The sequence below is a fragment of the Neobacillus jeddahensis genome (assembly GCF_000612625.1).
GTDB classification, from domain to species: Bacteria; Bacillota; Bacilli; order Bacillales; family Cytobacillaceae; genus Neobacillus; species Neobacillus jeddahensis.
On the sequence record NZ_CCAS010000113.1, the window covers coordinates 1 to 3,348 of the forward strand.

Here is a 3,348-nt window from a genome sequence, read left to right on the forward strand (position 1 = left end):
ATTATCCCCACCCTTTAATTAAAGTGGATAAGGACTATATACATTCAGAAAAAGAAATCGTCCATAATAATTTAACCAGTATTGCAAATATATATAAAGATGTATTCGATTTGGTAAGTGACCATAGGTTTGTAGCAAATTTAGGTTTAATTTTAAGAGGTCAACAAATAGATGAGGACTGTATCAGCGAAGAACTTTTTGGAGTTAAGCTATTAAGTGAAACAATAAAAAATGTTAGGCACACTAAGCTGCACAAGTTAATTAAAGAAACTTATAACAGTAGGATTAGAAATTCCATTGCACATCCAGGTAGGTATATAGATAGAATGAATGATGAGGTTAAAATATATAATAAAGGTAATCTTGTACAGACAATGACTATTAAACAGTATTTATTTGAAGTTGATAAACTTATATCTTTCCATCGAGAACTGACTCATTTAAAATACCGAGCCGCTATGCAAGCTGATGCCAATTTTCTTTCAACAGGTGGAATCATTTCCTTTGAAACTGATTTTTTTACTGTTTCTGATGATTTTGAAAGACCCCACATCATTATAAATCAACTTTCCCCCTTTAGAAACTTTTCACCAGATATTAAATGGTGGAAGGAAGCTGTTACTTTAAAGCCAATATTCGATAGTGAAGGTAATGGTCTAAGTATATTCGTTAAAAGGGAACCGTCAGTACTAGGGGAATCTCCTTCAGTAAGTGAAAATGTTTATGGTATTTCTCCTCATATAAAAGAATGGATTGCAATGGTAATTGCACAAAAAGAAATAGTTATAACTCATAGGTTTTGTCATATTCCTGTTGATATATCTGAAAAAGAGGAAGGATTTACTTGGATTCCCATAAATATATTTTCCTTTAACCTGAACGAAGAACATGAGTATTTCATGCAATATATGTCCGAATCAGGGAGAATTAAGCTGAACGAAGAATTAATATCTCAACTTCAAAAACTTATTGAATAAATCTTCTTATACTTGTAACGTTTCTTTCAATTGGTGTTAATTTGGAATAATAAAAGGCTAAACCTACATCGTAAAAAATCGGCTTAAGACGAAAATGATATTTGATATTTTTTTAGATTCCAATGAATTGGTCGGTGTAAATTACCGTCCTTTTTTTACTGTATTAATAGTGGAGCAACTTGTTGGTTTGAATAATACAGTTCTTCATCGTGCATCTATGTTTTTTGATTTTATATGAATTTTTAGTAACCATTTGATGTTTCCGATGGAAGTATATGGATAAATCTATTGTGCTTACTTTGTAATAATTTATGGTGATTAATGCATTGTATGTGGAGAAAGGGGAGGGTAAGGGTGTATGATTGTCAGGTAGATAGATTAGGTAGGGAATTATGTATTGGGGTAATGAGGGGCAATGAATTGTCAAACGGCTATTTTGTAGCGGGAAAAACTCTCTTTGTTACTCCTTTTAAGACTAAAATAAAATGGGGATTCTTTATAGAAATCAGGAGACAACGGGGGGCTTTCGGAAATTTAATTGACACTCTATATTATAACCATAAGGAATGGCTTAATATCAACGTTAATCAACTCTTTAACGAATACATAATTAACAAACTAAATAGAAATAGGCTCGACATTATCACAACAGGAAAGATTAAGCATTTAAAACATATATCTGTTGGAAATTTTCGTAGAACTGTTGGCAATGCAAATGATTTCGGAAAGGTGAATAAGATAATTGAATGAATGGTAAATGAAATAAACATTATTGGAATCAATAAGGACACATTATTTATTGATGGTTATTTTTCAATTTTCCTAACATATGTGATGAAATACCCGTCGTTTATTGAGTATTCTTTTAAGAAAGGATATCTCGAAGAATTAACAATCTTAGTCTTGCAGACTATAGAACATGCAACTATAATAAAACTGTTAGCGAGTACGAAAAACTGAGCAGGATAACTTGATAAATCCGTTTGGGATTGGAGTTTAGCGTAGCTATGACGGTATTTTGATACTTGTGCAGCTGCATGATTTACCTCCACAGTCTTCAAAACTGCTTGAGACCACCGTGTGTGGTCTGGTGGGTTCGATTCCCACGCAGTCCCGCCATTGTTATAAATCCACTAAGTTTTGAGTACAATTAATTTGTGAAAATCCCATAGAAAACCTGTTTATTATCCCATGACTCTGATATACTTTTATCCAAATACTTGAGGTAAGAGGTACATACCGTGTCAAAATCTAAAATACAATTCTGGCTCATTCAAATTTTGCTCATTACATCGATCATTTTCGTTTCAACAAAAATCACCTTTATGTTTAAGCCTATAGGAGTCTTTTTCTCAACCGTTTTCTTTCCAATCCTGATAACAGGTTTCCTCTATTTCCTTTTAAATCCTGTAGTGAATTTTCTTGTTCGTAAAAAGCTTCCTCGGATCGCTGCCATCCTTGTCATATATGTTGGGTTTGCTGGCCTTCTTGTTCTGGCCATTGGCAGTTTCGTTCCAGCTGTGACGAAACAGGCAACTGATCTTGCTAATAATTTACCAGTCTTTGCTCATGACACTACTGAATTTTTTAATAATCTGGTCAAGTCATCAGAGTTTAAAAGTTTTCGGGATGAACAGAGTGAATTTATTGATACGGTGCAACAACGGTTAATAGAGTATGCAAATACGCTGCCAACCACATTGACGAACGGACTTAAGGGATTTTTCGGCATGGTTACTAATATTGCTATCATTCTCGTCACTGTACCATTTTTATTATTTTACATGTTTAAAGATGGTCACAAATTTCCAAAAGCCGTTTCAAAATTTTTCCCGTCCGATTACAGAGAAGAGGGCCTGAAGATTTTGAAAGAAACAGGGGAAACACTCTCTGCTTATATCCAGGGACAGGTGATGGTCGCCCTTGCAGTCGGAATCTTAGCGTTTATTGGATATTTAATCATTGACTTGCCTTATGCGTTAATCATGGCGCTTATTGTAGCCTTTACTAACATTATTCCATATGTAGGCCCTATCATTGGCGGTACGCCCGCTGTACTTGTCGCCTTCTTCGATTCACCGACGAAAGCTTTATTGGTAATCGTCGTGATCCTAGTCGCCCAGCAAATAGAAGGGAACTTCCTGTCACCGATGATCTTAGGTAAATCATTGGACACACATCCGGCTACTATCATCATTATTTTATTAGCGGCAGGCAATCTGGCAGGGGTACTGGGGATGGTTTTAGCTGTTCCAACCTATGCCGTTTCAAAAGTAATTGTTTTGAACTTAGTCCGATTTTTAAAAGCAAGAAGAAGGGCAAATATTCAAATTGAGGATGCATAAAATGGAGACAAGCCATAACAGGCTTG

Annotated in this window: 3 protein-coding genes and 1 tRNA gene; all 4 read left to right on the forward strand. The window is 34.9% G+C overall.

The genetic code is table 11. The features are described 5' to 3' along the window. Positions 1-977 (forward strand): hypothetical protein (locus TY15_RS24810; RefSeq protein ID WP_042375685.1); only part of this gene is annotated, 977 nt, incomplete at its 5' end. 354 nt (positions 978-1,331) lie between these two features. After that, a complete protein-coding gene (locus tag TY15_RS22665) occupies positions 1,332-1,727 on the forward strand; it encodes a hypothetical protein (protein ID WP_040209685.1) in 396 nt (131 codons plus the stop codon). A 279-nt stretch (positions 1,728-2,006) separates the two neighbouring features. Beyond that, positions 2,007-2,096 (forward strand) — tRNA-Sec (locus TY15_RS24560). 122 nt (positions 2,097-2,218) lie between these two features. Beyond that, positions 2,219-3,322: an AI-2E family transporter gene (locus tag TY15_RS22675; protein ID WP_040209683.1), complete on the forward strand. Its 1,104-nt coding sequence runs from the start codon at positions 2,219-2,221 to the stop codon at positions 3,320-3,322. Positions 3,323-3,348 lie beyond the last annotated feature (26 nt).